We start from the raw sequence: 25,279 nt of genomic DNA on the forward strand, positions 1-25,279 counted from the left end.
GTGAGGGCTTGTCGGGAGTGGTGATCCCCGTGAGGTTCCGCGGCGTCCGGCGATCAAGGCGCTCTCGAGTGGTGAAGATCAGGGTGTGTTCGTGGCTCAGAACACGCTCGAGCCGAGATGACGCCGTCGTGTCAACCCTCTCCGGGTCGCGTGCGACACGGCGTTGCATGGGCGGGTCGAAAGGAGACATCATGAGCGATTCCATCCCCGACAAGCCGAGCCAGGCCGAGGGCGACATCGGCGACGACGACATCACGGCCGCCGAGCAGGAGTCCGAGGAACAGGACGACTGACCCTCGAATGGCGAAGAGCCCCCGCATCCTGGACAGGAACGGGGGCTCGACCCGTCGTGGTGCCGGCTACAGGACTTGAACCTGCAACCCCCGTATTACAAGTACGGTGCGCTACCAATTGCGCCAAGCCGGCAGATGGCCCAGTCTAACCGGGCCGCGAGCCTCACTCTGCGGGCGGCGTGGGCGTCGGGGAGGCGGTCTGGTCCGTGTAGAACTTGTCGCTCGCGCTCGTGAGCACGAACTGCGAGAACTCCGCGGCATCCTGCAGCGCACCCATGTACGGCTGGCCGTTGACGAGGATCATCGGGGTCCCGGCGAGCTGGAGACCGTCGGCATCGGGGATGCCGGCGATCGCGCGCTCCGTCGCGTCCTTCGTCCACTCGATGTAGTCGCCGTCCTCGATGCAGGATCGCACCGTGTCGGGGTCCGTCGCGCCGACGGCCTGCGCGAGATCAGCGAGCTCCGTGTCGGAGAAGCCGTCGGTGTCCATCGCCGGCTGACGGCTCAGCAACTCGGTGTTGTACGCGAAGAAGACACTCTCGTCGTGCGTCGCGACGCACGCGGCGGCGGCGGCGGCGCGCAGCGAGTACTTGGTGCCGTTGGACTTGGCGGTCAGCATCGACACGGGGTGGTAGCTGAGCGTCGCCGCACCCTCATCGACCCACGTCTTCAACTGATCCACGTTGGCGAGCTGCCACTCGCGTGCGCCCGGAGAGAGGTAGTCGACGTAGACGCGGATGTCGACGGGAGCAGCGGATGCTGTCGGTGCCGGCGCTGCCTTGTCGGATTCCGGAGTGGCCTCGACCGCACTGTCGTCGATCGCGCCTTGGTCACCCGACACACCTGCGACGTCACTGACGGCGAATCCGTCCGAGCTCGCGGTGTCCGGGGTCAGGTCCCGCCCACCCATCGTGGACGTCACCGACCAGACCACGACCGCTGCGACCGCAGCGACAGCGCCGGTCGCGAGGACACCCAGCGATAGGCGGCGCGCCAGACGGGCTCGTGACTGTCGAACGTGGACGCGCTGCGCTTTCTCGCGCACGGCCTCGCGACGATCGGTCGCGGATGACGGGGTGTCGCCGGAATCGGTGGACATGAAACCTCGGGGAGATCTGTGGTGCGGCCAGGGGCCCGGCGCCCGGGTGTGGCGCACTGTCCGATGTTAGTCAGACGCGCTGGAAAAAGGCTGACGAGGCGGCATCCCCCTGCTCCTCGCAGCCGTGGCATACTGAACACGCACCCGATGGCGGGTGTGCGGGGTGTCCCCCGCTCGCTTCACAACGGATCGTCCGGCACGTACCTGCCGGTGAAGGAGAAGAAAAGATGGCGTCCGTCACGTTCGACAACGCAACCCGTCTGTACCCCGGTGGCACCCGCCCGGCGGTCGACAAGCTCAACCTCGAGGTCGCCGACGGCGAGTTCCTCGTCCTGGTCGGTCCTTCCGGCTGCGGTAAGTCCACCTCGCTCCGCATGCTCGCGGGTCTCGAAGAGGTCAACTCCGGCTCGATCCGCATCGGCGACCGCGACGTCACCGACGTGCCGCCGAAGGACCGCGACATCGCGATGGTGTTCCAGAACTACGCGCTCTACCCCCACATGACCGTCGCCGAGAACATGGGCTTCGCGCTCAAGATCGCCGGTGTCGGCAAGGAGGAGCGCGCCTCCCGCGTTCTCGAGGCAGCCAAGCTCCTCGACCTCGAGGAGTACCTCACCCGCAAGCCGAAGGCCCTCTCGGGTGGTCAGCGTCAGCGCGTCGCCATGGGCCGCGCGATCGTTCGTCAGCCCCAGGTGTTCCTCATGGACGAGCCGCTGTCGAACCTCGACGCCAAGCTCCGCGTGCAGACCCGTACGCAGATCGCGTCGTTGCAGCGCCGCCTCGGCGTCACGACGGTCTACGTCACCCACGACCAGACCGAGGCCCTCACCATGGGCGACCGCATCGCCGTCCTGAAGGACGGCCTCCTGCAGCAGGTCGGCACCCCTCGCGACCTGTACGAGAAGCCGAACAACGTGTTCGTCGCCGGCTTCATCGGGTCGCCCGCCATGAACCTGTTCCCGGCCGACCTGGCCGAGGGCGGCATCCGCTTCGGCTCCGAGATCGTCCCCCTCGACCGCGACACGGTCGGCCGCGCAAACGGCAGCCAGGTCACCGTCGGCGTCCGTCCCGAGGACATCGAGGTCGGACCGGCCGACGGCAAGGGCCTCGCGGTCCAGGTCGACCTCGTCGAGGAGCTCGGCGCGGACGGCTACCTCTACGGCCACGTGGACATCAACGGCAAGCGCACCGACATCGTCGCGCGCGTCGACGGTCGCAACCACCCGAACGCGGGCGAGACGGTCACCCTGGCCGCCAAGCCGGGCCACGTGCACGCGTTCGACATGGAGTCGGGCGACCGCCTCAACGACAAGCCGGTCGTCTCGGCCTGATCGTCATCATCAGCAGGACCGCGGCGCGGGAAGGTCTCCGGACCTCCCGCGCCGCGGTGCGTGAGTCGGAGGTCACCGCGTGGTCCATTCCCTGAGCATCACCGCCAGCAGCGTCGACGCAGGGCTCCTGGCCCTGCCCTGGTCCACGCCTCTCGGCGAGTGGCCGAGCGACGCGATCGTCTCCCTCCCCAAGGGACTCTCCCGCCACCTCGTGCGCTTCGCGAGCCTGTCGGGCCGTGTCGTCGCGGTGAAGGAGACCACGGCCGAGATGGCCCGTCGCGAGTACGAGATGCTCGGCTCGCTCGCTCGCCTCGACGTGCCCTGCGTGAGTCGCGTCGCCGTCATCGACGGGCGCCGCACGCCGAAGGGCGAGCCGCTCCCCGCCGCTCTGGTCACCGCCCACCTGCGCTTCTCCCTCCCCTATCGCGCGCTGTTCACGCAGGTGCTGCGACCCGACACCGCTACGCGCCTCGTCGACGCTCTCGCAGCGCTCCTCGTCCGCCTGCACAACGTCGGCTTCTTCTGGGGCGACGTGTCGCTGTCGAACACGCTGTTCCGGAGGGATGCCGGGGCGTTCGCCGCGTACCTCGTCGACGCCGAGACGGGTGAGCTCCACGAGGGGGGTCTGACGCGCGGCCAGCGCGAGCACGACCTGGACGTCGCGCGCACCAACATCGCCGGCGAGATCATGGACCTCGAAGCCGGCGGACGACTCGAGGGCGGTGTGGATGCCGTGGCGATCGCCGACGGCATCATGTCGTCGTACCGGTCGCTGTGGAGCGCGCTCACCGAGACGGAGACATTCTCGGCCAACGAGACCTGGCGCATCACCGAGCGCGTGCAGCGCCTGAACAGCCTGGGGTTCGACATCGGCGAGATGTCGATCGACGAGACCTCCGACGGCACCAAGGTGCTGATCCAGCCGAAGGTGGTGGATGCCGGGCACCACCAGCGGCGCCTGCTGCGCCTGACGGGGCTCGACGTCGAGGAGAACCAGGCTCGGCGTCTGCTCAACGACATGGACGAGTTCGCCGCCCGCGTCTCACGATTGGGCAGCGACGAGGAGATGGTCGCGCACGAGTGGCTGACCCGCGTCTTCGAACCGGTGGTCAAGGCCATCCCGTGGGAACTGCGCAGCAAGCTCGAGCCGGCCGAGGTGTTCCACCAGGTGCTCGAGCACCGGTGGTACATGTCCCAGGCCCGCGGACGGTCGATCCCGATCGCCGAGGTCCTGTCCTCCTACATCGACGGGGTGCTGCGCCACCGCCGTGACGAGGCGACGGTGATGGGTCCGCCGACCGAGACGACGGCGCTTCCGGTGATCACCTCCGACGTCCCCGTCAGCGACGACGACGAGGACGAGGTCGACTGGCGCGACCTCGTCTGATCGGGCCCGTCAGTAGCCGACGGTGAACCGCTCGCGCACGTGGGTGGGCGACTCGATCTCGTCGAGGACGGCGATCGCGAAGTCGGCACCGGAGATGAAGGACTCGCCCTCGTCATCCGTGACGAGGACGTCTCCGCCGGTGCGGTAGGCGCCTGTGCGCTCGCCCGGCGCCCAGGCGCCGAAGCCGCCGGCCGGGTGGATGTAGAACCAATCGCGACCGCTGGTGTCGGCCTGGAGGTCCTCGAGGATGCCGATGGCTTCCATCGCCTCGGGCTTGATCTCCTCGGGGAAGCCGCTGTCGATGACGCGGGGACCGCCCGGGGCGACGAGGCTGCCACCGGCGCCGCCGATGACACCGACCCGCACGGACAGCGGCAGCGCCGCGATGACGTCGGCGACGGCATTCCTCATCTTGCCGACCATGTCGTCGCGAGGTGAGGTGGCGAACACGACGACCTCGGCACCCTCGATCTCCGCGGCCAGCGCGGGAGCCTCGAGGATCGACCCCTCGAGGTATGTCGCGCCCTCCACACGCTCTGCGGGGACCTTGCGGGCCACCGAGACGACGGTGTGGCCTCGGCGGACGCCCTCGGCGACGATGTTGCTGCCGGCGTACCCGGTGCCTCCGATGACGGCGATGCGGGTCATGGTGATTCCTCTCACTCCATCGACGCACGCAGCGTCGACACCTGGTACAGCGCGACGGATGCCGCGATGCCGGCGTTCAGCGACTCGGTCGCCGCATTGATCGGGATCGACACGATCTGGTCGCACGTCTCGGTGACCAGGCGCGACAGGCCCTTGCCCTCGGAGCCCACGACGATGACCACGGGGCGGTCGGCGAGCTCGAGCGCCGGGAGGGAGACGTCTCCGCCACCGTCGAGGCCGAGGATGAAGACGCCCTGCTTCTTGAACTCCTTGAGGGTCGTCGTCAGGTTCGGGGCGATCGAGACGGGGATGCGAGCTGCCGCACCGGCGCTCGTCTTCCACGCGGCGGAGTTGACGCCCGCCGACCGGCGCTGCGGGAGGATGATCGCCTGCCCGCCGAAGGCGGCCGTCGAGCGGATGATCGCGCCGAGGTTGCGGGGGTCGGTCACTCCGTCGAGGGCCACGAACAGCGGCAGCTGCCCGCGGTCGATGACCTGCTCGAGCAGATCCTGCGGGTGCGCGTACTCGTACGGCGGCACCTTGAGCGCGACGCCCTGGTGCACGCCGTCGAAGCCGGCCATGCGGTCGAGCTCCTGCCGGGTGACCTCGAGGACGGGGATGTCGCGGTTCGTGGCGATCGAGAGCATCTCCTTCACGCGATCGTCCATCTCGACGCGCTGCGCGATGTAGAACGCCGTCGCGGGGATCTTGGCGCGCAGCGCCTCGAGCACGCTGTTGCGGCCGGTCACGGTCTCCGTGTCGTCCCCGGACTTCGCCTTGGGCGCGCGCCCGCCGGTCGTCTGTCGGATCTGCGGCTTGCCGCCGGCCGCGGCGAAGCGCTCTTTCGCGGCTTTCCGCTTGCCTGCGGGGTGCCAGGCGCGGTCCTCGGCCTTGGGGGTCGGGCCGCGACCCTCGAGCGAGCGCTTGTTCTTGCCGCCGGTCCCCTTGGTGGGGCCTTTCTTGCCGCGTCCCGCGGAGGGGTTTCCAGGCTTAGCCATTGTTCAGACTCCAATGGGTCCCCGAGGGACCGTCTTCGAGGACGACGCCGGCCGCCGCGATCGCGTCGCGGATGCGGTCGGCTGCCGCCCAGTCTTTCGTCGCGCGGGCCTCCGCGCGCTGGTGGATCATGGTGGTGACGAGGCAGTGCAGCGCGGTCGCCATGGATGCCGCCGACCCTGCGGACCACTTCGCGTCCGTGGGATCGAGGTCGAGAACGCCGACCATCGCCATCACCTGGCGAAGGGCATCATCGGCGAGAGCGGAATCACCGGCGTCCAACGCTGCATTGCCCCGACGCACCGTCTCGTGGAGCACCGCGAGCGCCTGCGGCACGGCGAGGTCGTCGTCCAACGCGGCCGTGAACTCGCGGGGCAGATCCGCACCGGCGAACCAGCCGGCCGATCCGTCGCCGGCGCGGAACGCCCGCTGCAGGAAGGAACGGATGCGGCCGAGCGCGGCATCCGCCTCGGCGAAGGTGGACTCGGTGATGTCGAGATTCGACCGGTAGTGCGCGGAGATGAGCGCGTAACGGACCACGAGGGGATCGGTGTCCCGCAGGACGTCGTCGGCGAGGAGGAAGTTGCCGAGTGACTTCGACATCTTCTGATCGCCGACGGTGACGAGTCCGTTGTGAACCCAGTAGCGGGCGAAGCCATCACCGGCAGCCGTCGACTGGGCGAGCTCGTTCTCGTGGTGCGGGAAGCGCAGATCGAGGCCACCGCCGTGGATGTCGAACTCGGGACCGAGGTAGCGACGGCTCATGGCGGAGCACTCGATGTGCCAGCCCGGCCGCCCGGCGCCCCAGGGCGAATCCCATGCGGCGTCGGCGGGCTCACCCTCCTTCGCGCCCTTCCAGAGCGCGAAGTCACGGGGGTCACGCTTGCCACGCGGATCGGCATCGGTCGCGGATTCCATGGCGTCTACCGACTGATGGGTCAGCGCGCCGTAGGGCTCCCAGGATCGCACGTCAAAGTAGACGTCGCCGGCGGCGGCGTACGCGTGCCCCGCCTCGATGAGGCGCTCGATGAGCTCCTGCATCTGCGGGATGGATGCCGTCGCGCGCGGTTCGTACGTCGGGGGCAGGATGCCGACCGCCGCATACGCGCGCGAGAACTCGAGCTCCGTGCGGTAGGCCAGCGCCCACCACGGCTCCGCGTCCGTTGCGTTCGCCAGGACCTTGTCGTCGATGTCGGTCACGTTGCGAACGAACGTGACCCGGCCGAACCGGTGCGCCAGCCAGCGGCGGAGAATGTCGAAACTCAGTGCGGCACGGACGTGCCCGATGTGCGGACCGGACTGCACGGTCGGCCCGCAGACGTACATCGTGACGTTCTCGGGGTCGGCGGGCGCGAAGTCGCGCAGTGCCTGAGCCTGGGAGTCGTAGAGCCGAACCGTCACCGGTCCATGCTACCGGCGGGTGGCTTCGGCGCCCGCTCCGAGGCGATAGAAAGGACGGGTGCTGCACGTGTTCGCCGTCTTGGCCGCCGCCCTCCTGTTCGGGACGACCGGCACGGCTCGGGCGCTTGGACCGGCGGAGGCCTCAGCGCTGTCGGTCGGGGTGGCGCGTTCGGTGGTCGGGGGCACCGCCCTGGCCCTTCTGGCGTTCTCTCTTGCCGCGGCGCATCATCGCCGCTCATCCCACCGGCCACGGCCGACGCTCACCTGGCGATCGCTCGCCCTCATGGCCGTCACCGGCGTGGCGCTCAGCCTCTACCAACCGCTCTTCTTCCTCGGAACGCAGACGAATGGTGTGGCCGTGAGCACCGTCATCGCGCTCGGATCCGCGCCCGTGCTGGCCGGCATCCTCGAATGGGCCCTCTCCCGTCGCGCTCCGTCGCCGCTGTGGCTGGGTGCGACCACCCTCGCCGCCAGCGGTGTCGTCCTTCTCGGGATCGGCGGCGGAGCCGGCACGGGCGGTGTCGACGGGCTGGGACTCGCTGCGGCCGTCGGGGCAGGAGCGTGCTTCGCCGTCATCGCCAATGCGCAACGCCGCCTGCTCACCGCGGGGTGGGACGCCTTCACCGTCGTCGGCGCCATGGGTGTCGGCTCCGCGGTCGTGTGCGCGGCCGTCATCCCCTTCGTGGACCTGTCGTGGATCGTCTCGCCGCCCGGCGTCCTGATGGCGCTGTGGCTCGGACTCGCGACGATCGCCGTCGCCTACGCGCTCTTCACCTGGGGGCTGCAAGGACTCACGGCGGCCACCGCAGCGACATTGACGCTCGCCGAACCGCTGACCGCGACCGTCCTGGGGGTGACCGCGCTCGGCGAGACCTTGTCGCCCCTCGCGCTGCTCGGGCTCGCGATCCTGGCGGCCGGCCTCGTCACTCTTGCGTGGGGGACCCGCCGGCCCCGCGATCCCCGACCTTTCGCCGTGGAGGCCTGACATGTCCGCGTCCGGCGACCTCGACATCCGCATCGACGACCTGACCGGCGAGGCGACCGTCGCCCTCGTGCGCCGGCACCTGGCGGGGATGCACGAGCTCTCACCCGCCGAGAGCGTGCACGCGCTCGACGTCTCCGCGCTTCAGGACCCTGCCGTGACGGTGTGGTCCGCGTGGCGCCGAGGCGACCTGGCGGGGATCGGCGCGCTCGCGCGGCTGAGCGATACCGACGGCGAGGTGAAGTCGATGCGGGTTCACGCTACGCATCTGGGGACGGGAGTGGGACGGGCGATCCTCCGTCACATCCTCGCGGCCGCGAGGTCGGAGGGTCTCACCCGGGTGTGGCTCGAGACGGGATCGGATGCCGGGTTCCTGGCCGCTCGCATGCTGTACGCCAGCGAGGGGTTCACCGAGTGCGAACCGTTCGGCTCCTACCGTCCCGACCCGGCGTCGACCTTCATGACCCGTCCACTCTGACGAACCGCTCAGGCGGGCATGACGACCGCGACCGCGAAGGCCGCCACGCCGTCGCCGGTCCCGGTGAACCCGAGCCCGTCGGTCGTCGTCGCCGAGACGGACACCGGCGCACCGAGAGCGTCCGACAGGACCTGCTCTGCCTCGACGCGACGCGCGGCGAAGCGCGGGCGATTGGCCTGGACCTGGACGCTGACGTTGCCGATCACCCATCCGGCCTCCGCGGCGAGGGCGCGGGTCCGCGCGAGGAATGCCGCGGCGTGCGCGCCGGCGTACTGCGGCTGATCCGTTCCGAAGTGGGTGCCGATGTCCCCCAGGCCCGCCGCGGCGAGGACGGCGTCCACGATGGCGTGCGCGACGGCATCTCCATCGGAGTGCCCCTTCAGCCCGGGCTCGCCGGGCCATTCCAGGCCGGCCAGCCAGAGGGTGTCGTCCCCACCGAAGGCGTGCACGTCCGTGCCGATGCCGACGCGCGGGACCGTCGCGAGCGGCACGGGCACGACCGGCGGGATCGGCGCGACGAGAGCTCGCGCGCGCTCGAGGTCGGCCGGCGTCGTGATCTTGAAGGCGAGCTCGTCGCCCGGGACGGTCCGCACGACCGTGCCCGCCGCCTGGAGGAGCGCAGCGTCATCGGTGTGGTCTGCGGCCGCGTCGCGGTAGGCCTCGTCGAGGACCGCGCGCCGGAATCCCTGCGGAGTCTGCGCGGCGGCCAGGACCGAGCGGTCGACCGGCTCGACCACCGCATCGGCCTCGACGCGTTTGAGCGTGTCGACGACGGGGAGGACCGGGATGACGGCATCCGATCCGCCCTCGACGGCGTCGATCACGCGGGCGAAGACATCCGGAGGCGTGAGGGCGCGAGCCGCGTCGTGGACGAGGACGGTCTCGACGTCCGCCCAGACCGCCCCGAGCCCCGCCGCGACGGACGCCTGCCGGGTGTCCCCGCCCGCCACGACCGCGACGAGGTCCCTGCGCTCCCCCGCGGCGTCGAGAACCTCGGTCTGCGCGTCGCCGACGCGCTCCGCCGGCGCGACCACGATCACTTGGGCCTCAGGGCCGGCGAGCACTCCCCGCAGCGCGTGACGAAGGATCGTGTGCGAGTCGATCCCGACGAACGCCTTCGGCGATCCGCTGCCGAGGCGTGTGCCCGAGCCCGCGGCGACGACGATGACGGCTACACGCGGAACGGGGAGGAGGCTCATGCCTCCGAGCGTACCGAGCCGCCGCCGGCCGGACCGCGCCGCAGGAGGAGGACCGCGACTCCCAGGAGGAGGGCACCGACCAGTGCGATCGGCAGGTCGAGGAACCATTCCATGACGGCGAAGGGCGGCACGAACGCGCACACCCACGCGAACGCCACGACCCCCGTGGCCGGCGTGCGGCCGAGCGCGCCCAACGCCTCCCACTTCGCGAGCACGACCGAGAGCGCCAACAGGACTCCGAGGACGACGACGAACAGGACCGGACGCGACCACCACCATGCGGGTGATGCCGGTACGGGTGCGGCCCCCGGGATCAGCAGACTCACGCCGGTGAGGGCGAGCATGACGGGGAGATGCCAGAGGTAGATCGTCATCAGCCTCGAGCCGAGCACGAAGACGACACCCTGCATGGCCCGGAACGACATGAGACGGGCGAGCACCGGTTTCAGCAGCCGCAGCAGGCATGCCTGCGCGATCCCGAGGATGACGAGGGGCACCGTCGGCGGGTTGAGGTTGCCGAGCATGCTCATCGAGTACGGCCCGGCGGCGGTGAGCGGCCACAGCAGGAGATAGCACGCCGCCGCGACGGCGACGAGCGAGAGCGGATGCCGACGGTCGAACCATCCGTCCGCGTACCAGAAGCCGAACTGCTGGACGAGAGGCCATACGAACAGGAGGTTGAGCAGGCCGATCTCCGTGATCCCCGTGGCGAAGCGGGCGGCGTCGACCAGGACGACCCCTGCGGCGAGGACGACGAGCGTGAGCACCGGACGACGCGCGTGACATGCCGCCAAGAGCGGCACCGCCGCCTGGCAGAGCAGATAGGCCGCCAGGAACCAGAGCGGCGACCCCGCGCCGATGGCGGCATCGGCCACGAGTTCCTCGGGGAGCCCCGCTACCGTTGCGACGCCGAGGACGACGGCGAAGAAGATGAACAGCGGTAGAGCGGGCTGAGCGAGCCGGAGCGTGCGGGTCCGTACGAAGCCGGCGGCGTCTCCGCCTTTGGCCGTCCAGGAGCGCCACCCGGTCGCCGAGGCGAACCCGCCGACCACGAAGAACAGCGGCATGATCTGGCCCACCCAGGTCGCCGCGTTGAACCACGGCTGCTCCTCCGCGGGGCGGGATGCCACGAGCCCACCATCCGGACCGGGGCCGATGCCCACCTGCACGAGGTGGACGACGATCACGAAGAGGACGCACACCACCCGGGCGAGATCGAGAGTGAGGTCGCGGCGCGACAGATCGACGGCGGCGGGCGCGGAGCGGGTGGTCACGGCCACATCATGCCGTACGGCGTCCCCGAACCGCGGAATGCGGCTGACAACGAAGAACGGCCGGCTGATCAGCCGGCCGTTCTTCGTTGTGTCAGGAAGCGAGGACCTCGTCGAGGACGGTCGATGCCTTCTCCTCGTCGGCCTTCAGCGCCAGAGCGATCTCGGAGATGAGGATCTGACGGGCCTTGGCCAGCATCCGCTTCTCACCAGCCGACAGACCGCGGTCCTGATCGCGGCGCCACAGGTCGCGGACGACCTCGCTGACCTTGATGACGTCGCCCGACGCGAGCTTCTCGAGGTTCGCCTTGTAGCGACGCGACCAGTTGGTCGGCTCCTCGGTGAAGGGTGCGCGCAGGACATCGAAGACCTTCTCGAGCCCGTCCTTGCCGATCACGTCGCGGACGCCCACGAGATCGACGTTGTCCGCAGGGACCTCGATGATGAGATCGCCCTGGGTGACGTTGAGCTTCAGGTATTTCTTCGTCTCGCCCTTGATGACGCGATCCTTGACCTCGATGATGGTCGCAGCGCCATGGTGCGGATAGACGACGGTTTCGCCAACCTCAAAAAGCATGCAGTTGTGTCCTTTCGGCAACCTCCAGAATACCACAGGCGACATACGCTAAGGTTCGCCGCCCTCCTGCCCGACGCCACTCCCGTGACCCCATAGGATGAGAGGGTCGACGTTCGTGTCATCTGGAGGATCCGTGAAATCGCGTCTCATCGCGTCCCTGGCCCTGGGCGCCGCAGTCGTCCTGGGAACGACCGGCTGCAACATGCTGGCCCCGCAGGCGACGACCATCCAGTACTCCGCTTCCGACGGCGTCAACATCCCCGACTCCGGTCCGCTGAAGGTGCGCAACGCCCTGATCATCGCCAACGAGGACGGCACACTCGGCAACCTCGTCGCCTCGGTCGTGAACTCCACCGATGACGCCTTGGCCCTGAACGTCTCGATCGACGGACAGCCGCAGAGCGTCGAGGTCAGCGCGGGGTCATCCGTCACGCTCGGCATCGACATGGCGAACATGACGTTCGACAACGTCGGCAAGCCCGGCGCCAACGCCGAGGTCTCCTTCCAGTCCGGCGAGGGCGAGGGCGTCCGCGTCTCCGTGCCGATCATGGACGGCACCCTGCCCTACTACACGCAGTTCGTGCCGACCCCCGCCGCGACGGCGACGCCCGCTGGCTGACCCCGAACCATACGACGAAGGCCCCCACCGCCGCGGTGGGGGCCTTCGTCGTACCGGCCGCGTCAGGCCTCGAAGCGATAGCCGAGCCCGCGCACCGTGAGCAGCATGCTCGGGTCGCTCGGGCTCTTCTCGATGCGGGACCGGATGCGCTTGATGTGGACATCGAGCGTCTTCGTGTCACCGAAGTAATCACTCCCCCACACCCGGTCGATCAGCTGACCGCGGGTCAGGACGCGACCGGCATTGCGCATGAGGAGCTCGAGCAGCTCGAACTCCTTGAGCGGCATCGAGATCTCCTTCCCCTCGACCGAAACGGTGTGCCGGTCGATGTCGAGCGTGACCCGGCCGCCCTCGATGACACGGTCATCGACGTCGAGGTCGTCGTACTCGCTCCGGCGGAGGACGGCACGCATCCGCGCGAGCAGTTCACGCGACGAGTACGGCTTGGTGATGTAGTCGTCCGCGCCCAGCTCGAGGCCCACCACGATGTCGACTTCGCTGTCCTTGGCGGTCAGCATGATGATGGGGACCTTGGAGGTGGATCGGATGACACGGCACACCTCGGTCCCCGGCATCCCGGGCAACATGAGGTCGAGCAGCACGATGTCCGCACCGCGCGAGGTGAAGGAGTCGAGGGCGATTCCGCCGTCTTCCGCGATCTCCACCTCGAATCCCTCCCTGCGCAGGAGGTAGGCGAGCGGGTCGGCGAGGTCGGGCTCGTCTTCGACGATCAGGACGCGGGTCATGGTGTCTTCCTTTTGGCGGGCGCCTTCGCGCCGGTCTTCTTGGGCTTCTTCTTACGCGTGTGGGTGTCGCCGAGGCCGGCCGCAGCGACGAGCGGCAGCCGGATCGTGAACGTCGACCCGCGCCCGGGTCGAGACCAGAGCTCGACGGAACCGCCGTGACGCTGCACGGCATGCTTCACGATCGCCAGGCCCAGCCCGGTCCCGCCGGTGCGCCGCGACCGCGCCTGGTCGGCGCGGTAGAACCGTTCGAAGACGCGCTGCTGATCGTCCTCGGGGATGCCGATGCCGTGGTCGGCGACGGCGATCTCGACGGCACCGTCGGCCTCGCGCACGCCGATTCCCACCTGCGCCCCGCCGGGTGAGTACGCGATGGCGTTGGCCAGCAGGTTGCTGACGGCCTCGGTGAGGATCTGCGGGTCGCCTCGGACGAAGAGCCCCCTCTCCCCTCCCCTGGCGACCGTGATCTCCGCCGACTCCGCGGCGATCGCCTGGGATTCGATCGCCGACCGGACCACCTCGTCGACCGGCACGTCGCGCATCTCGGCGATCTCGTCCGCCGACTGCAGTCGCGAGAGGTTCATGATGCGGGAGGTGAGCTGCCCGAGACGGGTCGCCTCACCGCTGAGCCGTCGCACGAAGTGACGCACCTGATCGGGGTCGTCGGCGGCCGATTCGATCGCCTCGGCGAGGAGCGTGACCGCCCCGACGGGCGTCTTGAGTTCGTGCGAGGTGTTCGAGACGAAGTCGCGGCGCATCTGCTCGACGCGTTCACGCTCGGTGATGTCGCGGATCACGATCAGCGTGAGGCGCGGGGTGATCACACTGGCCCGCGCGGCGACGACCCGCGGCTCGACGCCGCGGTTGAGGGTCATGTTCTCGGCGGCCGGAAGCCCCGTCTGGCGGGCGTTTCGCACGAGGTAGCGCAGGCGCTCGGAGTCGAGCGTCTCGTTGACGGTGAGGGCGAACACCTCCGCCGTCGCGGATGCCGCCAGCACGAGCATGGACGGATCGACGACGACCGCCGCGTCGTCCATGGCCTGCAGGACGGATGCGGTCCCCTCGGGCATGTCCAGCGACGTGACGAGTCGCGTGCGCGCCCGCTCCTGCATCGCGTAGACCACGAGTCCGACCGCACCGGCGCCCACGAAGAGCCCCACGACGAGCGCCAGCAGCTCGAGCTGCGTCGAATCCATGACCCCAGCGTAAGGTGGTCGCACCCCCGCAATCGGACGGAAATCGGCCCGTGCGCCGCGCACCGCCGAGTGTTCACCGTGTCGGCACCGACCGTTAACCTGAGCACGGGAGGATCGCCGAGGTCTCTGCGCGACAGGTCGCGCCCCTCACCCGCCCCGCACGAAGAGAAGGTGCTCCATGCGCGAAGTTTTCCACCAGTCCCTCGAGGACGTGCAGACCCGTCTCGTCGAGATCTCCGACCTCGTCGCCGTCGCGATCGAGCGTGCGACCCGCGCGTTCGCGACCAGCGACGTCGCCCTCGCCGAGGACGTCATCGACAACGACAAAGTCATCGACGACAAGGCCATCGAGCTCGATGAGCTGGCGATCGAGATCCTCGCCCGCCAGCAGCCGGTCGCCCGAGACCTGCGCATCGTCGTCGCCGCTCTCCGCGTCAGCGCCTCGCTCGAGCGGATGGGCGACATCGCCGAGCACATCGCCCAGCTGACGCGCATGCGCTTCCCCGAGCGCGCCGTCCCCAAGGGCCTCAAGAACACCTTCACCAAGATGGGCGAGATCGACACCGAGGTGGCACGCACCCTCGCCGACCTGCTGCGGACCGAGGACCTGTCCCTGGTGAGCCGTCTGCACGAGCTGGACGACGACCTCGACGCCCTCCACCTCGCGGTGTTCGAGAAGGTGCTGAGCGACAACTGGCAGGGCGAAGCCTCCGCCACCGTCGACGCGACGCTCGCCTCGCGCTACCACGAGCGTTTCGGCGACCACGCCCTCTCGGTTGCGAAGAAGGTCTCCTACCTGGCAACGGGCACGTGGTCGGCCGACACCGAAGGCGTCGACGCCGAGGTCTGATCCCGGCCCGGGCGAGCCCCGGACGACGAAGAGCGGATGCCGTGAGGCATCCGCTCTTCGTGTTCCCGGGCGCGTGCCGGTTACTTCTTGCCCTGCGAGGCGACCGCGGCGGCGCCGGCGGCGGCGGCTTCGGGATCGAGGTACTCGCCCGGTCCGAGGGGCTCGAGGTCCTCGTCGAGGCGGTACACGAGCGGGATGCCGGTGGGGATGTTCAGCTCGGCGATGTCGTCGTCGCTGATGCCGTCGAGGTGCTTCACGAGCGCGCGCAGCGAGTTGCCGTGCGCCGTGACCATGACGGTCTTGCCGGTCTTGAGGTCGGGGACGATCTCGCTCTCCCAGTAGGGCAGCAGACGGTCGATGACGATCTTGAGCGACTCGGTGCGGGGAACATCGCCGTCGATGTCGGCGTAGCGTATGTCGCCGACCTGCGTGTAGGGGTCGCTGTCGGAGATGTCCGGCGGCGGAACGTCGAACGAGCGACGCCAGAGCATGAACTGCTCCTCGCCGAACTCGTCGAGCGTCTGAGCCTTGTCCTTGCCCTGCAGCGCACCGTAATGGCGTTCGTTCAGACGCCACGAGCGCTTGACGGGCACCCAGAGGCGGTCGGCCGCGTCGAGGGCGATGTTCGCGGTCTGGATGGCGCGGGAGAGAAGCGAGGTGTGCAGGATGTCGGGCAGCAGACCCGACTCCTTGATCAGCTCGCCGCCGCGCTGGGCCTCGGCCTTGCCCTGATCGGTGAGACGGACGTCCACCCACCCGGTGAACTGGTTCGACTTGTTCCACTCGCTCTGGCCGTGCCGGAGGAGGATCAAGGTGTAGGGGGCTGTCATGCCCGCAATCCTACCGGCGCGGTGGGTGCGATCATGGGGGCATGACGCGTTCCGATCCGGTCGTGGGGCAGGTGACCCGGGGGACGACGAACACCAATCGGCTGCGCCGGGTGGACCGCTGGATCGCGCGGCATCCGATCCTGCGACGGACGGCGGACCCGCTTGTCGTCGACCTCGGCTACGGGGCGAGCGGCGTGACCGCGTTCGAGCTCGAGGCGAGGCTCCGTCGCGCTCGCCCCGACGTCGAGGTGCTGGGACTGGAGATCGAACCCGCGCGCGTCGGTCGGGCCCGCGAACAGCTCGCGCGGGTGCGCGCCGGCGAGACGAGCTTCGCCCCCGACGCCCGCGTCTCGTTCGCGCGCGGAGGGTTCGAGGTACCGGTGCCTGGCGCTCGGCGCCCGGCTATCATCCGCGCCTTCAACGTGCTGCGGCAGTACGACGAGCACGAGGTCGCCGACGCGTGGGCGCGGATGGCATCGCGTCTGCGCCCCGACGGAATGCTCGTCGAGGGGACGTGCGACGAGCTCGGTCGGATCTCGACCTGGATCGAGGTGGGGCCGGATGCCGCGCCTCGCAGCTTGACCATCTCGTTGCGGCTCGCAGGACTGGACTCCCCCGCGATCGCCGCGGAGCGCCTGCCGAAGGCGCTCATCCACCGGAACGTTCCCGGCGAACGGGTGCACGATGTGATCGAGGCGCTCGACCGGGAGTGGACGCGCGCCGTCGCGGCCTCGTCCTTCGGGCCGGTGCAGCGGTGGCGCGCCGCACTCGACGCACTCGCGGGTGCGGGGTGGCCGGTCGGCGGGCGCGCGCGGTGGCGACTCGGCGAACTGACCCTGCCGTGGGATGCGGTCGCGCCGCGGTGAGCCCGGTTCAGACCCGGGGCAACCGCGCCCGCGCGTCCGCCGGGCTGAGACCCGTCGCGCACAGCAGGTCGGTCGCCAGCGGCCGGAGCGCCGTAATGAGCGTCTGGTCGCCGAGCGATCCGTCGGGCACGAGCGCGATCGGATCGAGCCGCGCGGCGACTGCCGTGAGCACCTCGCGCGCAGCGGGCTCGTACGTGATGTCGGTGAGGGACTGCTGCACGAGGTCGGCGCCGCGGATCAGCTCGACGAGCAGGTCGGCGGCGACGTCGCGCTCGCGACCGTCGTCGACGAGGTAGGCGGCGCGGCGTGCGACGACGCGGAGGTTCCGCACCGCGAGATCCATGCTCGCCCGCATCCGCTCGTACCGTTCCAGTTCGAACCGTTGCCGCCGCAGGAACGGCGAGATGCGGGCGATCGCCGCGCCGGATTCGACGGACGTCCTCCAGTCGTCGACGAGGCTCTGCAGCTCGCGGGCCTTCTCGAGACCGCGTTCGGTGCGCACCCGGCTGCCGCGACGCAGCCCCTGTGCGACGGTGCCGGCGGCTCCCTGGAACGCGGTGAACAGGCGGGCGGCATCCGTCCGCGCGGTCCGCAACGGACTGCGCGGGATGAGGGCGGTCACCAGCAGCGCCATGGCGCCGCCGATCAGCGCGTCGAGCAGGCGGAGGAAGGGCACCTGCGCCGGGACGACGACGACGATGATCGATTGGATCGCGGCGGCGATGGCGAATCCCGCCTGCGGCGACACGAAGCGGGCGATCGACAGACTCACCCCGAGCGTCAGCGCGAGCTGCCACCAGCCGTTGCCGGCGAGGAACACGACGAGCTCGGCGACGAACACGCCCAGCGTCATCCCGATGACGGTTTCGAGGACGCGCCACGGCCTCGCGTCTCGGACGAGTCCGAGGCTGGAGATCGTCACGGTCGCCGCGATCAGCGGAGCGGGATGTCCCAGCCCGTAATGGGCGATCGAGAACGCCGTGCTGGCCGCGACGACGAGCTGCAGGATGGCGACGGCCGAACCTCTGAGGCGGGCCCACCCCTCCCGCGGATACCGGCGGGCGGTGGGCACCGGAGCCGTGGCCGTCGGTTCCCCCGTCATCGTCAGCGGCGCTGAGACAGTCGTGGCAGGCGCGGGACGGATGCCGCGCGTCCCGCGTCCGGAGGCACGACGACCTCCTGCGCCGCAGCGATCTCCCCGTCGGGCACCTCGACCGTCAGCGCGGCGTCGACCGGCACGGACCGCTTCACGATGGCGAGGGCGATGGGCCCCTCCTCGTGATGACGGGCGACGGAGGTGACGGCGCCGACCTCGGCCCCGTCGAGCCGGACCGCGGCGCCGGGCGCCGGGAGTTCGGCATCCGATCCGTCCAGCTGCAGCGACACGAGTCGCCGCGGCGGATGACCGAGGTTGTGGACCTTCGCGACCGTCTCCTGCCCGCGGTAGCACCCCTTGTCGAGGTGCACGGCGGTGCGGAGCCAGTCGACCTCGTGCGGCAGCGTCCGCCCGTCGGCCTCGGTCGCGGCGCGGGGACGCCACGCGGCGACGCGGAGGGCGTCGGCGGCGAGGTATCCGGCGAGGCGCGCCTCGCCACGGCTCGCAGCGACGGCCAGCCCGTCGAGGACGGCTCGAGGCACGACGGCCTCCGCCCAGTCGAGGTCTGCTCCGGGGTGCGGGTCGACGGCGGCGTACCCCCAGCCGCCGATCCCGACGTTCGGCCACGGGTCGCGCCAGACGACCTCGCCACCGAGCGCGTCAGCGGCCGTGCTCGTTCCGGCGACGACGGCGAATTCCTCCGACACGTTCTGCGGATCGACGCGGAGGCGGAAACGCATGCGGGTCAACCAGGTGAGGAGCCCCTCGGCCCGGTCGCGATCGACGATGAGCCACGTGCGCTCCCCGTCATCGACGACGGATGCAGCATGCTCCACGTGCCCTTGCGGGTCGAGGACGAGAAGCTCGGTGCCCACGCCCGGAGCGAGCGCCGTGAGGGCCTGGGAGGTGATCGAGTCCAGCCACGAGAGCCGGTCCTCGCCCGCGACGGTGAGCACCGCACGGTCGGCGAGGGGCGCGACGGCCGATCCTGCGGCGAGGTCGCGCTGCTCGCGCACCGGGTTGCCGAGATGCGCCAACCCGCGCTCGTCGACGACGGCGCCCGGGACGGACGCGAAGCCGTCGGCGGTCACTGGACCCTGGCCAATCGGGCGGAGGCGTGCGATGACAGTGCGGTTCCCAACGCGGCGATGTCCCATGCCCAGAGCAGGTGGCCGTCGACGAGGCCGTACATCCGCGTCGCGGACGAGTATTCCTTCGCGCCGGCGGGGCGCACGATGGCGTCGGTCGCGATGTCGATGCGGGGGCCGCGAACCTGTCCGAGGTAGAGCTCGCTGATGCCGTCGGAGTGGACGAGTGCCACTTCGATCTCGAAGCCGCCGCCGTCGGCGCGCAGCGCCTCGACGTCGTCCACGGTCCGAGGCTCGTCGCGGGGAGCGAGGGCGGGCAGGAGCGCCGGCCCCGCATCCTGCTCCGTTGCGGGGCGCGCGAGGCGCCAGTAGCCGGTCTCGGCGACGAGGTCGTTGCGGTTGCCGTCGGCATCCTCGAACCAGGCGGACGCGGCGTAGTTGAGTGCGTTACCGCCGTCGTGACTGAAGCTCACCCGGTGCGAGAACTCGCCCGACATGGTCCGACCCTGCGCGTCGTACTCGAGGACTCCGGTGCCTTCCCAGACGCCGAGGAGCCAGGAGAGCGGGACCAGATCAGCCGGAAGGTCGGTCGGCAGATCGATCACGATGTCAGCGCTGACCGCGGTAGAGGTTCCACACCACGACGCCGGACACGAACGCGATCGCGAGCGATGCGAGGCCGAGCAGCCCGACGAAGAAGAGTTCGAGTGCGACGAGATCCATGCGGTCCACTTTAGCGGCCGCGGACGCGGGTGCGGTCGACGGATGCCGCCGGCTCAGACGGCGGCGAGGAGCTCGGCGAGCCCGAAGCCCGCACCGAGCAGGCCCATGACGACCAGGGCCCCGAGCACACTGGCCGAGATCCGCACGATGAAGCCCTGCGAGCGCCCCGAGGCGAGCTGAACGGCGAAGGCGACGAAGAAGCAGAGGCCGAGACCGACGAGCAGCCACGCACCGCGCCAGTCCGGGTCGACGAAGACGCCGACGGCGAGCGCGGCGAGAGCAGCGACGACCCAGACGGCCACGACACCGGCGATCCGACGACGGGGCAGGAGCTCGGGCGCGGTCATGCTCCCATTGTTGCGCACCGCCCGCGGACATGCGCGGGACGCGCACGGGCGGCGACACGGCGCGCACCGGGGCTACCCCTAAGATGAAACGGGTTTCCGAGTCTGCACCGGAGGGTTCTCCTTGGCACAGCTGCTCGTCTTGAGCTCCGCCCCCGGCGGCGACTCCGTCCTGCCCGCCCTGGAGCTCCTGAGCCACCGCGTCCGGCAGATCCCCGCAGAAGCCGCGCAGCTGGTCAACGCACCGAGCGCCGATGTCGTCTTCGTGGACGCCCGGAGGGATCTCGTCGGAGCGAAGTCCCTCTGCAAGATCCTCACGACGACCGGGCTCGACTCCCCGCTCGTGCTCGTGGTCACCGAGGGCGGTCTCACCGCCGTCTCCCCCGACTGGGGCATCGACGACGTCATCCTCGTCACCGCCGGTCCCGCGGAAGTCGACGCCCGCATCCGTCTCGCCGTCGGCAGGGTCGCCAAGGAGCAGGTGTCGACCCGCATCCAGACCTCCGGCATCAGCATCGACGAGTCCTCGTACTCGGCCAAGGTGCACGGCCGACCGCTGGATCTGACGTACAAGGAGTTCCAGCTCCTGCACTTCTTCGCGACGCATCCCTCCCGCGTCTTCACCCGCGAGCAACTGCTCAGCGAGGTGTGGGGATACGACTACTTCGGCGGCACGCGCACGGTGGATGTCCACGTCCGACGCCTCCGCGCGAAGCTCGGCGATCTCGAACAGCTCATCGGGACCGTTCGCAACGTGGGCTACCGCTTCAACGTGTACGACGACGATCAGCTGCCGGGCTCGCCCGCCTGAGGCCGACACAGCGGCATCCGTCCGTCGCGTTCACGCACGCGACACGTCCCCCTGCAATGATGTGGGGATGATCGACACCCAGGTTCACGACTCCGGACTGGGCGACGCGGACGACGACGACTTCGACGATGTCGTCGAGGCGTACGACTCGCAGCTCCCCGACAACCGCTACCTCGACCGCGAGCTCAGCTGGCTCGCCTTCAATCAGCGCGTCCTGGAGCTGGCGGAGGATCCGAACCTCCCGACCCTCGAACGCGCGAACTTCCTGGCGATCTTCGCGAGCAACCTCGACGAGTTCTTCATGGTGCGGGTCGCCGGGCTGAAGCGCCGCATCCTCACCGGACTCGCGATCCCCACCAACGTGGGGCGCGCACCGCTCGACGTGCTCACCGACCTCGCGACCGCCGCACACGCCCTCCAGGAACGCCACGCCGCGGTCTGGTCGGAGCAGGTGCGTCCCGCGCTCGCCGAGTCCGGCATCGAGGTCGTCTCGTGGGCCGACCTGTCGGACGAGGAGCGCGAGATCCTCTACGACTACTTCTCCTCGCAGGTGTTCCCGGTCCTCATGCCGCTCGCGGTCGACCCGGCGCACCCGTTCCCGTACATCTCGGGGCTCTCGCTCAACCTCGCGATCCGCATCCGCAACGCGCGCACCGGCCGCCAGGAGTTCGCGCGTCTGAAGGTGCCCCCGATGATGCCGCGACTCGTCGAGGTCAGGAAGGACGGGCACAGCGTCCGCTACCTGCCCCTGGAGGAATTGATCTCCGAGAACCTCGGCGACCTGTTCCCCGGCATGGAGATCCTCGAGCACCACACGTTCCGCCTCACCCGGAACGAGGACGTGGTCATCGAGGAGGACGAGACCGAGAACCTCATCCAGGCCCTCGAGGCGGAACTGCTGCGCCGCCGATTCGGGCCGCCGATCCGCCTCGAGATCACCGAGGACATGGATGACGTCACGCTCTCGCTGCTCCTGGACGAGCTCGACATCACCGAGAACGACGTCTACCGGCTGCCCGCTCCGCTGGACCTCCGCGGCCTGTTCTCGCTGTCGCAGATCGAGCGCCCGGACCTGCGCTACCCCGCGCATGTTCCGAAGACGGCGACGCCCTTCCAGCCCGCGGAGCAGAACGGCCGCGCGGACCTGTTCGCGGCCATCCGCAAGGAGGACATCCTCGTCCACCACCCGTACGAATCGTTCACGACGAGCGTCGTCTCGTTCCTGCAGCAGGCCGCGCGCGACCCGCACGTGCTCGCCATCAAGCAGACCCTGTACCGGACGTCGGGCGACAGCCCGATCGTCGAAGCCCTCATCAACGCGGCCGAGAACGGCAAGCAGGTACTCGCCCTCGTCGAGGTCAAGGCGCGCTTCGACGAAGCGGCGAACATCGGCTGGGCGCGCACACTCGAAAAAGCCGGCGTGCACGTCGTCTACGGCCTCGTGGGCCTGAAAACCCACTGCAAGCTGCTGCACGTGATCCGCGAGGAGGACGGCGCCCTCCGGAGCTACAGCCACATCGGCACGGGAAACTACAACCCCAAGACGAGCCGCATCTACGAGGACTACGGCCTGTTCACCTCGAACGAGCAGGTCGGTCGCGACCTCACGCGCCTGTTCAACGAGCTCAGCGGATACGCCATCGAGAAGAAGTTCAAGCGCCTCCTCGTCGCTCCTCTGCACCTGCGCAAGGGACTGCTCCGCCTGATCGACGCCGAGCGCCGCAACGCCCTGAACGGGAAGCCCGCCTACGTGCGGATCAAGGTCAACTCGATGGTCGACGAGCAGATCATCGACGCCCTGTACCGGGCGAGCCAGGCCGGCGTGAAAGTCGACGTGTGGGTCCGGGGCATCTGCTCGCTGCGCTCCGACCTGCCCGGGGTGAGCGACAACATCACGGTCCGCTCGATCCTGGGCCGCTACCTCGAGCACTCCCGCATCTTCGCGTTCGCCCACGGCGGCGAGCCCCAGGTCTTCATCGGCAGCGCCGACATGATGCACCGCAACCTCGACCGCCGCGTCGAGGCGCTCGTGCGCGTCACGGAGCCCACCCACGTGAGCGAGCTGCTCTCGCTGTTCGACCTCGCGATGGACGATGGCACGAGCTCGTGGCACCTCGGCGCAGAGGGCGAGTGGACGCGTCATCACCTGGCCGCCGACGACACGCCTCTCGTCGACCTGCAGGAGAAGACGATGTCCGACGTCCTGCGGCGGCGGCGCCAGCGGGCGGTGCGATGACGGAAACCGCGGTCTACGCCGCCGGCGGCGTGGTGTGGCGGATGCTCGACGGCAAGCTCCTCGTGCTCGCCATCCACCGCACCAAGTACCGCGACGTCACGCTGCCCAAAGGCAAGGTGGATCCCGGCGAGACCCTTGCCGAGACGGCCGTCCGCGAAATCCATGAGGAGACCGGCATCCGTGTGCACCTCGGTGTACCCGTCGGCATCTCGAACTACCGCCTGCCGAGCAAGCGGACGAAGATCGTCCACTATTGGAGCGCGCAGGCGACCGAGAAGGCGATCCGTGAATCCGCGTTCGTCCCGAACCGCGAGATCGCAGCGCTGGAGTGGATGCCTGCGCGCAAGGCTCTCGGGAAGCTGAGCTACCCGGTCGACGTCGAGATCCTGGAGCACTTCCTGCGCCTGGTCGACGACGGTGTGCTCGAGACCTTCCCCCTCGTGGTGCTGCGCCATGCGAAGGCGACGGCGCGGGAGGACTGGACGGATCAGGATGCCGCGCGCCCCCTGACCCCTCGCGGCAAGAAGCAGGCGAAGGCGATCGTCGGGCCGCTCCGGGCCTTCGGCGTGCGCCGGGTGTACTCGAGCGATGCCGTCCGCTGCGTCGACACGGTCGCTCCGCTCGCGAAAGCGCTGCGACGCGACGTCCGTCGTACGTCCGCGATCTCGCAGGATGCCTGGGATGCCGGGACCGCCGACGTCCGGACGCTCGTGGGCAAGCGCGTGCGCGCGCGCAAACCCGCCGTGATCTGTTCGCACCGGCCGCTGCTCCCCGACGTGATGCACGAGATCGCCCTGGCGACGGGCACCGTGAAGGGCTCGTACCTCGGCGATGCGTCGGCACTCGAACCGGCTGCCTTCTCGGTAGTCCACCTCTCGGCGACCAACCCCGGATCGGGGATCGTCGCGATCGAGACACACGTCCCCAAGGCGTGATCCGACAGACGAATCCGTTCGGACCGGGTTCGTTCACCTGTCGTTCACCTCCGGAGCGGAACCTGGTCACCGGCGGCTCTTAGCGTCGAGCCAGCCCCGCACCCGGGGTGTCCCGATCACCCGAAGGAAATCACACGTGAAGCTCAACCGCATCGCCCGCGTGGGCGCTGTCGCAGCAGTCGCCGTTCTGTCGCTCTCCGCTTGCGCGGCGAACGAGGGCACCCCCGCTGGCAGCAGCCAGCCCTCCGACGGCGGAACCGCTCTGTCGGGCACCGTCAAGGCCACCGGCGCCTCGTCACAGGGCGCTGCCCAGCAGGCGTGGACCGCCGCCTTCCAGAAGGCGAACCCGGACGTCACGATCAACTACCAGCCGACCGGATCGGGCACGGGCCGCGACAACTTCATCGCCGGCTCCAGCAACTTCATCGGCTCGGATCGCGCCTACACGGCCGACGAGATCGCCGCCGGCAAGTTCGGCGCCTGCGCGACCCCCGACATCATCGAGGTCCCCGCCTACATCTCGCCCGTCGCGGTCGTCTTCAACCTCGACGGTGTGAAGAAGCTCAACCTCACCCCCGAGGTCATCGCCGACATCTTCAACGAGAAGATCGAGAAGTGGAACGACCCGGCGATCGCCGACCTGAACAAGGACGTCACGCTCCCCGACCTCGCCATCACCCCCGTCTTCCGCGGTGACGAGTCGGGCACCACCGGCACCTTCACCTCGTACCTCGCCTCGGTCGCCCCGAAGGAGTGGCCGTACGAGGACGACGACGCCTGGCCCGTCAAGACGAAGCGCTCCGAGGCTGCGCAGCAGACTTCCGGCGTCGAGGCCACCGTCAACGGCGGCAAGGGCACCATCGGCTACATCGACGCATCGCGCGTCGGCGAGCTGGGCTCCGCCGCCATCAAGGTCGGCGACGACTTCGTACCGTTCTCCTCGGAGGCCGCCGCCGAGCTCGTCGCATCGTCGCCCCTCGAAGAGGGCCGCAACGGCGGCGACCTCGTCTTCCAGGTCGACCCCGCGAAGGCTCCCGCCGGCTCGTACCCGATCGCTCTCGTGAGCTACCTCATCGGTTGCGCCCAGTACGAGAAGCCCGAGACGGCCGACATCGTCAAGGCGTACTTCTCCTACATCGTCAGCGAGGAGGGCCAGAAGGTCGCCAACGAGGCCGCCGGTTCCGCCCCGCTGTCGACCGAGGTCGCCGAGAAGGCCCAGACCGCGATCGACATGATCAGCGCGAAGAAGTAAGACCCTCGCTGCTGGTGGCTCCCGCTCG

The 25,279-nt window shown here is 69.6% G+C and carries 25 protein-coding genes and 1 tRNA gene; 11 read left to right on the plus strand and 15 right to left on the minus strand.

What is annotated here, in order from left to right; genetic code table 11:
- Positions 1-350: 350 nt before the first annotated feature.
- Together BBA86_RS08780 and BBA86_RS08785 are read right to left on the minus strand one after the other, a co-directional pair.
- Positions 351-426 (minus strand) — tRNA-Thr (locus BBA86_RS08780).
- Positions 427-456: 30 nt separating this feature from the next.
- Positions 457-1,392, minus strand: coding sequence for a DsbA family protein (locus tag BBA86_RS08785; RefSeq protein ID WP_065571218.1), 936 nt, complete (start codon positions 1,390-1,392; stop codon positions 457-459).
- A gap of 227 nt (positions 1,393-1,619) precedes the next feature.
- Here BBA86_RS08785 and BBA86_RS08790 point away from each other — a divergent pair, with 227 nt between their 5' ends.
- The gene (locus BBA86_RS08790) at positions 1,620-2,723 is read left to right on the plus strand and encodes an ABC transporter ATP-binding protein (RefSeq protein ID WP_065571219.1); all 1,104 of its coding nucleotides are present in this window, start codon (positions 1,620-1,622) and stop codon (positions 2,721-2,723) included.
- Positions 2,724-2,802: 79 nt separating this feature from the next.
- Positions 2,803-4,110, plus strand: coding sequence for a DUF4032 domain-containing protein (locus BBA86_RS08795; protein ID WP_065571220.1), 1,308 nt, complete (start codon positions 2,803-2,805; stop codon positions 4,108-4,110).
- A 9-nt stretch (positions 4,111-4,119) separates the two neighbouring features.
- Here the strand turns inward: BBA86_RS08795 and BBA86_RS08800 are convergent, their stop codons facing one another.
- Genes BBA86_RS08800 through cysS form a run of 3 tightly spaced genes read right to left on the minus strand, consistent with a single transcriptional unit; the run spans position 4,120 to position 7,155 of the window.
- Positions 4,120-4,758 carry an NAD(P)-dependent oxidoreductase gene (locus BBA86_RS08800; RefSeq protein WP_065571221.1) on the minus strand — a complete coding sequence of 213 codons (639 nt, stop codon included), beginning with the start codon at positions 4,756-4,758 and terminating at the stop codon, positions 4,120-4,122.
- Between the two features lie 11 nt (positions 4,759-4,769).
- On the minus strand, positions 4,770-5,756 hold the full coding sequence (gene rlmB, locus BBA86_RS08805) for a 23S rRNA (guanosine(2251)-2'-O)-methyltransferase RlmB (RefSeq protein ID WP_065571222.1): 987 nt from the start codon (positions 5,754-5,756) through the stop codon (positions 4,770-4,772).
- Entirely contained in the window at positions 5,749-7,155 is a 1,407-nt protein-coding gene (gene cysS, locus BBA86_RS08810; protein WP_065571223.1) for a cysteine--tRNA ligase, read from the minus strand. The genes rlmB and cysS overlap by 8 nt, the downstream gene beginning before the upstream one ends.
- Before the next feature lie 58 nt (positions 7,156-7,213).
- On the opposite strand from cysS, the gene BBA86_RS08815 reads away from it, so the two are divergent.
- Both BBA86_RS08815 and BBA86_RS08820 read left to right on the plus strand, forming a co-directional pair.
- Complete coding sequence (locus BBA86_RS08815; RefSeq protein WP_065571224.1) at positions 7,214-8,140, plus strand: DMT family transporter; 927 nt, start codon at positions 7,214-7,216, stop codon at positions 8,138-8,140.
- Between the two features lies 1 nt (position 8,141).
- Complete coding sequence (locus BBA86_RS08820; RefSeq protein WP_065571225.1) at positions 8,142-8,615, plus strand: GNAT family N-acetyltransferase; 474 nt, start codon at positions 8,142-8,144, stop codon at positions 8,613-8,615.
- Between the two features lie 8 nt (positions 8,616-8,623).
- On the opposite strand, the gene ispD is transcribed toward BBA86_RS08820, so the two are convergent.
- The 3 genes from ispD to BBA86_RS08835 all read right to left on the minus strand — a co-directional run bounded on the left by ispD (position 8,624) and on the right by BBA86_RS08835 (position 11,662).
- Complete coding sequence (gene ispD, locus BBA86_RS08825) at positions 8,624-9,814, minus strand: 2-C-methyl-D-erythritol 4-phosphate cytidylyltransferase (protein ID WP_065571226.1); 1,191 nt, start codon at positions 9,812-9,814, stop codon at positions 8,624-8,626.
- Entirely contained in the window at positions 9,811-11,088 is a 1,278-nt protein-coding gene (locus BBA86_RS08830; protein ID WP_065572236.1) for an acyltransferase family protein, read from the minus strand. The genes ispD and BBA86_RS08830 overlap by 4 nt, the downstream gene beginning before the upstream one ends.
- A gap of 91 nt (positions 11,089-11,179) precedes the next feature.
- Complete coding sequence (locus BBA86_RS08835; protein WP_065571227.1) at positions 11,180-11,662, minus strand: CarD family transcriptional regulator; 483 nt, start codon at positions 11,660-11,662, stop codon at positions 11,180-11,182.
- Between the two features lie 133 nt (positions 11,663-11,795).
- Between BBA86_RS08835 and BBA86_RS08840 the strand changes: the two genes are divergently transcribed.
- On the plus strand, positions 11,796-12,281 hold the full coding sequence (locus tag BBA86_RS08840) for a DNA modification methylase (RefSeq protein WP_065571228.1): 486 nt from the start codon (positions 11,796-11,798) through the stop codon (positions 12,279-12,281).
- Between the two features lie 62 nt (positions 12,282-12,343).
- Here BBA86_RS08840 and BBA86_RS08845 read toward each other — a convergent pair whose 3' ends face one another.
- Both BBA86_RS08845 and BBA86_RS08850 read right to left on the minus strand, forming a co-directional pair.
- On the minus strand, positions 12,344-13,027 hold the full coding sequence (locus tag BBA86_RS08845) for a response regulator transcription factor (RefSeq protein WP_065571229.1): 684 nt from the start codon (positions 13,025-13,027) through the stop codon (positions 12,344-12,346).
- A complete protein-coding gene (locus BBA86_RS08850; protein ID WP_065571230.1) occupies positions 13,024-14,220 on the minus strand; it encodes a sensor histidine kinase in 1,197 nt (398 codons plus the stop codon). Before BBA86_RS08850 ends, BBA86_RS08845 begins: the two co-directional genes overlap by 4 nt.
- A 178-nt stretch (positions 14,221-14,398) precedes the next feature.
- On the opposite strand from BBA86_RS08850, the gene phoU reads away from it, so the two are divergent.
- The gene (gene phoU, locus BBA86_RS08855; protein WP_065571231.1) at positions 14,399-15,070 is read left to right on the plus strand and encodes a phosphate signaling complex protein PhoU; all 672 of its coding nucleotides are present in this window, start codon (positions 14,399-14,401) and stop codon (positions 15,068-15,070) included.
- 80 nt (positions 15,071-15,150) lie between these two features.
- On the opposite strand, the gene BBA86_RS08860 is transcribed toward phoU, so the two are convergent.
- On the minus strand, positions 15,151-15,900 hold the full coding sequence (locus BBA86_RS08860; protein WP_065571232.1) for a phosphoglyceromutase: 750 nt from the start codon (positions 15,898-15,900) through the stop codon (positions 15,151-15,153).
- Between the two features lie 41 nt (positions 15,901-15,941).
- Between BBA86_RS08860 and BBA86_RS08865 the strand changes: the two genes are divergently transcribed.
- Positions 15,942-16,766, plus strand: coding sequence for a class I SAM-dependent methyltransferase (locus BBA86_RS08865; RefSeq protein ID WP_065571233.1), 825 nt, complete (start codon positions 15,942-15,944; stop codon positions 16,764-16,766).
- Between the two features lie 7 nt (positions 16,767-16,773).
- Here BBA86_RS08865 and BBA86_RS08870 read toward each other — a convergent pair whose 3' ends face one another.
- The 4 genes from BBA86_RS08870 to BBA86_RS08885 form a co-directional block, all read right to left on the minus strand.
- Positions 16,774-17,868, minus strand: a complete 1,095-nt coding sequence (locus BBA86_RS08870; protein ID WP_223247056.1) for an FUSC family protein — start codon at positions 17,866-17,868, stop codon at positions 16,774-16,776.
- A gap of 2 nt (positions 17,869-17,870) precedes the next feature.
- Complete coding sequence (locus tag BBA86_RS08875) at positions 17,871-18,953, minus strand: YgfZ/GcvT domain-containing protein (RefSeq protein ID WP_223247057.1); 1,083 nt, start codon at positions 18,951-18,953, stop codon at positions 17,871-17,873.
- On the minus strand, positions 18,950-19,555 hold the full coding sequence (locus tag BBA86_RS08880; RefSeq protein WP_065571235.1) for an FABP family protein: 606 nt from the start codon (positions 19,553-19,555) through the stop codon (positions 18,950-18,952). Before BBA86_RS08880 ends, BBA86_RS08875 begins: the two co-directional genes overlap by 4 nt.
- A gap of 171 nt (positions 19,556-19,726) precedes the next feature.
- Positions 19,727-20,020, minus strand: coding sequence for a hypothetical protein (locus BBA86_RS08885; protein WP_065571236.1), 294 nt, complete (start codon positions 20,018-20,020; stop codon positions 19,727-19,729).
- A 121-nt stretch (positions 20,021-20,141) separates the two neighbouring features.
- On the opposite strand from BBA86_RS08885, the gene BBA86_RS08890 reads away from it, so the two are divergent.
- From BBA86_RS08890 to BBA86_RS08905, 4 genes are all read left to right on the plus strand, one after another.
- A complete protein-coding gene (locus BBA86_RS08890; protein ID WP_065571237.1) occupies positions 20,142-20,828 on the plus strand; it encodes a winged-helix domain-containing protein in 687 nt (228 codons plus the stop codon).
- Positions 20,829-20,895: 67 nt separating this feature from the next.
- On the plus strand, positions 20,896-23,064 hold the full coding sequence (locus BBA86_RS08895) for an RNA degradosome polyphosphate kinase (RefSeq protein ID WP_065571238.1): 2,169 nt from the start codon (positions 20,896-20,898) through the stop codon (positions 23,062-23,064).
- On the plus strand, positions 23,061-23,999 hold the full coding sequence (locus BBA86_RS08900) for an NUDIX hydrolase (protein ID WP_065571239.1): 939 nt from the start codon (positions 23,061-23,063) through the stop codon (positions 23,997-23,999). Before BBA86_RS08895 ends, BBA86_RS08900 begins: the two co-directional genes overlap by 4 nt.
- Before the next feature lie 136 nt (positions 24,000-24,135).
- Positions 24,136-25,251 (plus strand): phosphate ABC transporter substrate-binding protein PstS, encoded by a 1,116-nt coding sequence (locus BBA86_RS08905; protein ID WP_065571240.1) that lies wholly within the window; start codon positions 24,136-24,138, stop codon positions 25,249-25,251.
- The last annotated feature ends 28 nt before the right edge of the window (positions 25,252-25,279 follow it).

It is taken from the genome of Microbacterium oleivorans (assembly GCF_001691565.1).
In the GTDB taxonomy this organism is placed as follows: Bacteria; Actinomycetota; Actinomycetes; order Actinomycetales; family Microbacteriaceae; genus Microbacterium; species Microbacterium oleivorans_B.

Bases quoted from the DNA above. Each gene is read 5' to 3' on its own strand.
- BBA86_RS08785 (WP_065571218.1), bottom strand. From the start codon at position 1,392: ATGTCCACCGATTCCGGCGACACCCCGTCATCCGCGACCGATCGTCGC.
- BBA86_RS08790 (WP_065571219.1), top strand. From the start codon at position 1,620: ATGGCGTCCGTCACGTTCGACAACGCAACCCGTCTGTACCCCGGTGGC.
- BBA86_RS08800 (WP_065571221.1), bottom strand. From the start codon at position 4,758: ATGACCCGCATCGCCGTCATCGGAGGCACCGGGTACGCCGGCAGCAAC.
- rlmB (WP_065571222.1), bottom strand. From the start codon at position 5,756: ATGGCTAAGCCTGGAAACCCCTCCGCGGGACGCGGCAAGAAAGGCCCC.
- BBA86_RS08820 (WP_065571225.1), top strand. From the start codon at position 8,142: ATGTCCGCGTCCGGCGACCTCGACATCCGCATCGACGACCTGACCGGC.
- ispD (WP_065571226.1), bottom strand. From the start codon at position 9,814: ATGAGCCTCCTCCCCGTTCCGCGTGTAGCCGTCATCGTCGTCGCCGCG.
- BBA86_RS08835 (WP_065571227.1), bottom strand. From the start codon at position 11,662: ATGCTTTTTGAGGTTGGCGAAACCGTCGTCTATCCGCACCATGGCGCT.
- BBA86_RS08845 (WP_065571229.1), bottom strand. From the start codon at position 13,027: ATGACCCGCGTCCTGATCGTCGAAGACGAGCCCGACCTCGCCGACCCG.
- BBA86_RS08850 (WP_065571230.1), bottom strand. From the start codon at position 14,220: ATGGATTCGACGCAGCTCGAGCTGCTGGCGCTCGTCGTGGGGCTCTTC.
- phoU (WP_065571231.1), top strand. From the start codon at position 14,399: ATGCGCGAAGTTTTCCACCAGTCCCTCGAGGACGTGCAGACCCGTCTC.
- BBA86_RS08860 (WP_065571232.1), bottom strand. From the start codon at position 15,900: ATGACAGCCCCCTACACCTTGATCCTCCTCCGGCACGGCCAGAGCGAG.
- BBA86_RS08865 (WP_065571233.1), top strand. From the start codon at position 15,942: ATGACGCGTTCCGATCCGGTCGTGGGGCAGGTGACCCGGGGGACGACG.
- BBA86_RS08870 (WP_223247056.1), bottom strand. From the start codon at position 17,868: ATGACGGGGGAACCGACGGCCACGGCTCCGGTGCCCACCGCCCGCCGG.
- BBA86_RS08885 (WP_065571236.1), bottom strand. From the start codon at position 20,020: ATGACCGCGCCCGAGCTCCTGCCCCGTCGTCGGATCGCCGGTGTCGTG.
- BBA86_RS08895 (WP_065571238.1), top strand. From the start codon at position 20,896: ATGATCGACACCCAGGTTCACGACTCCGGACTGGGCGACGCGGACGAC.
- BBA86_RS08900 (WP_065571239.1), top strand. From the start codon at position 23,061: ATGACGGAAACCGCGGTCTACGCCGCCGGCGGCGTGGTGTGGCGGATG.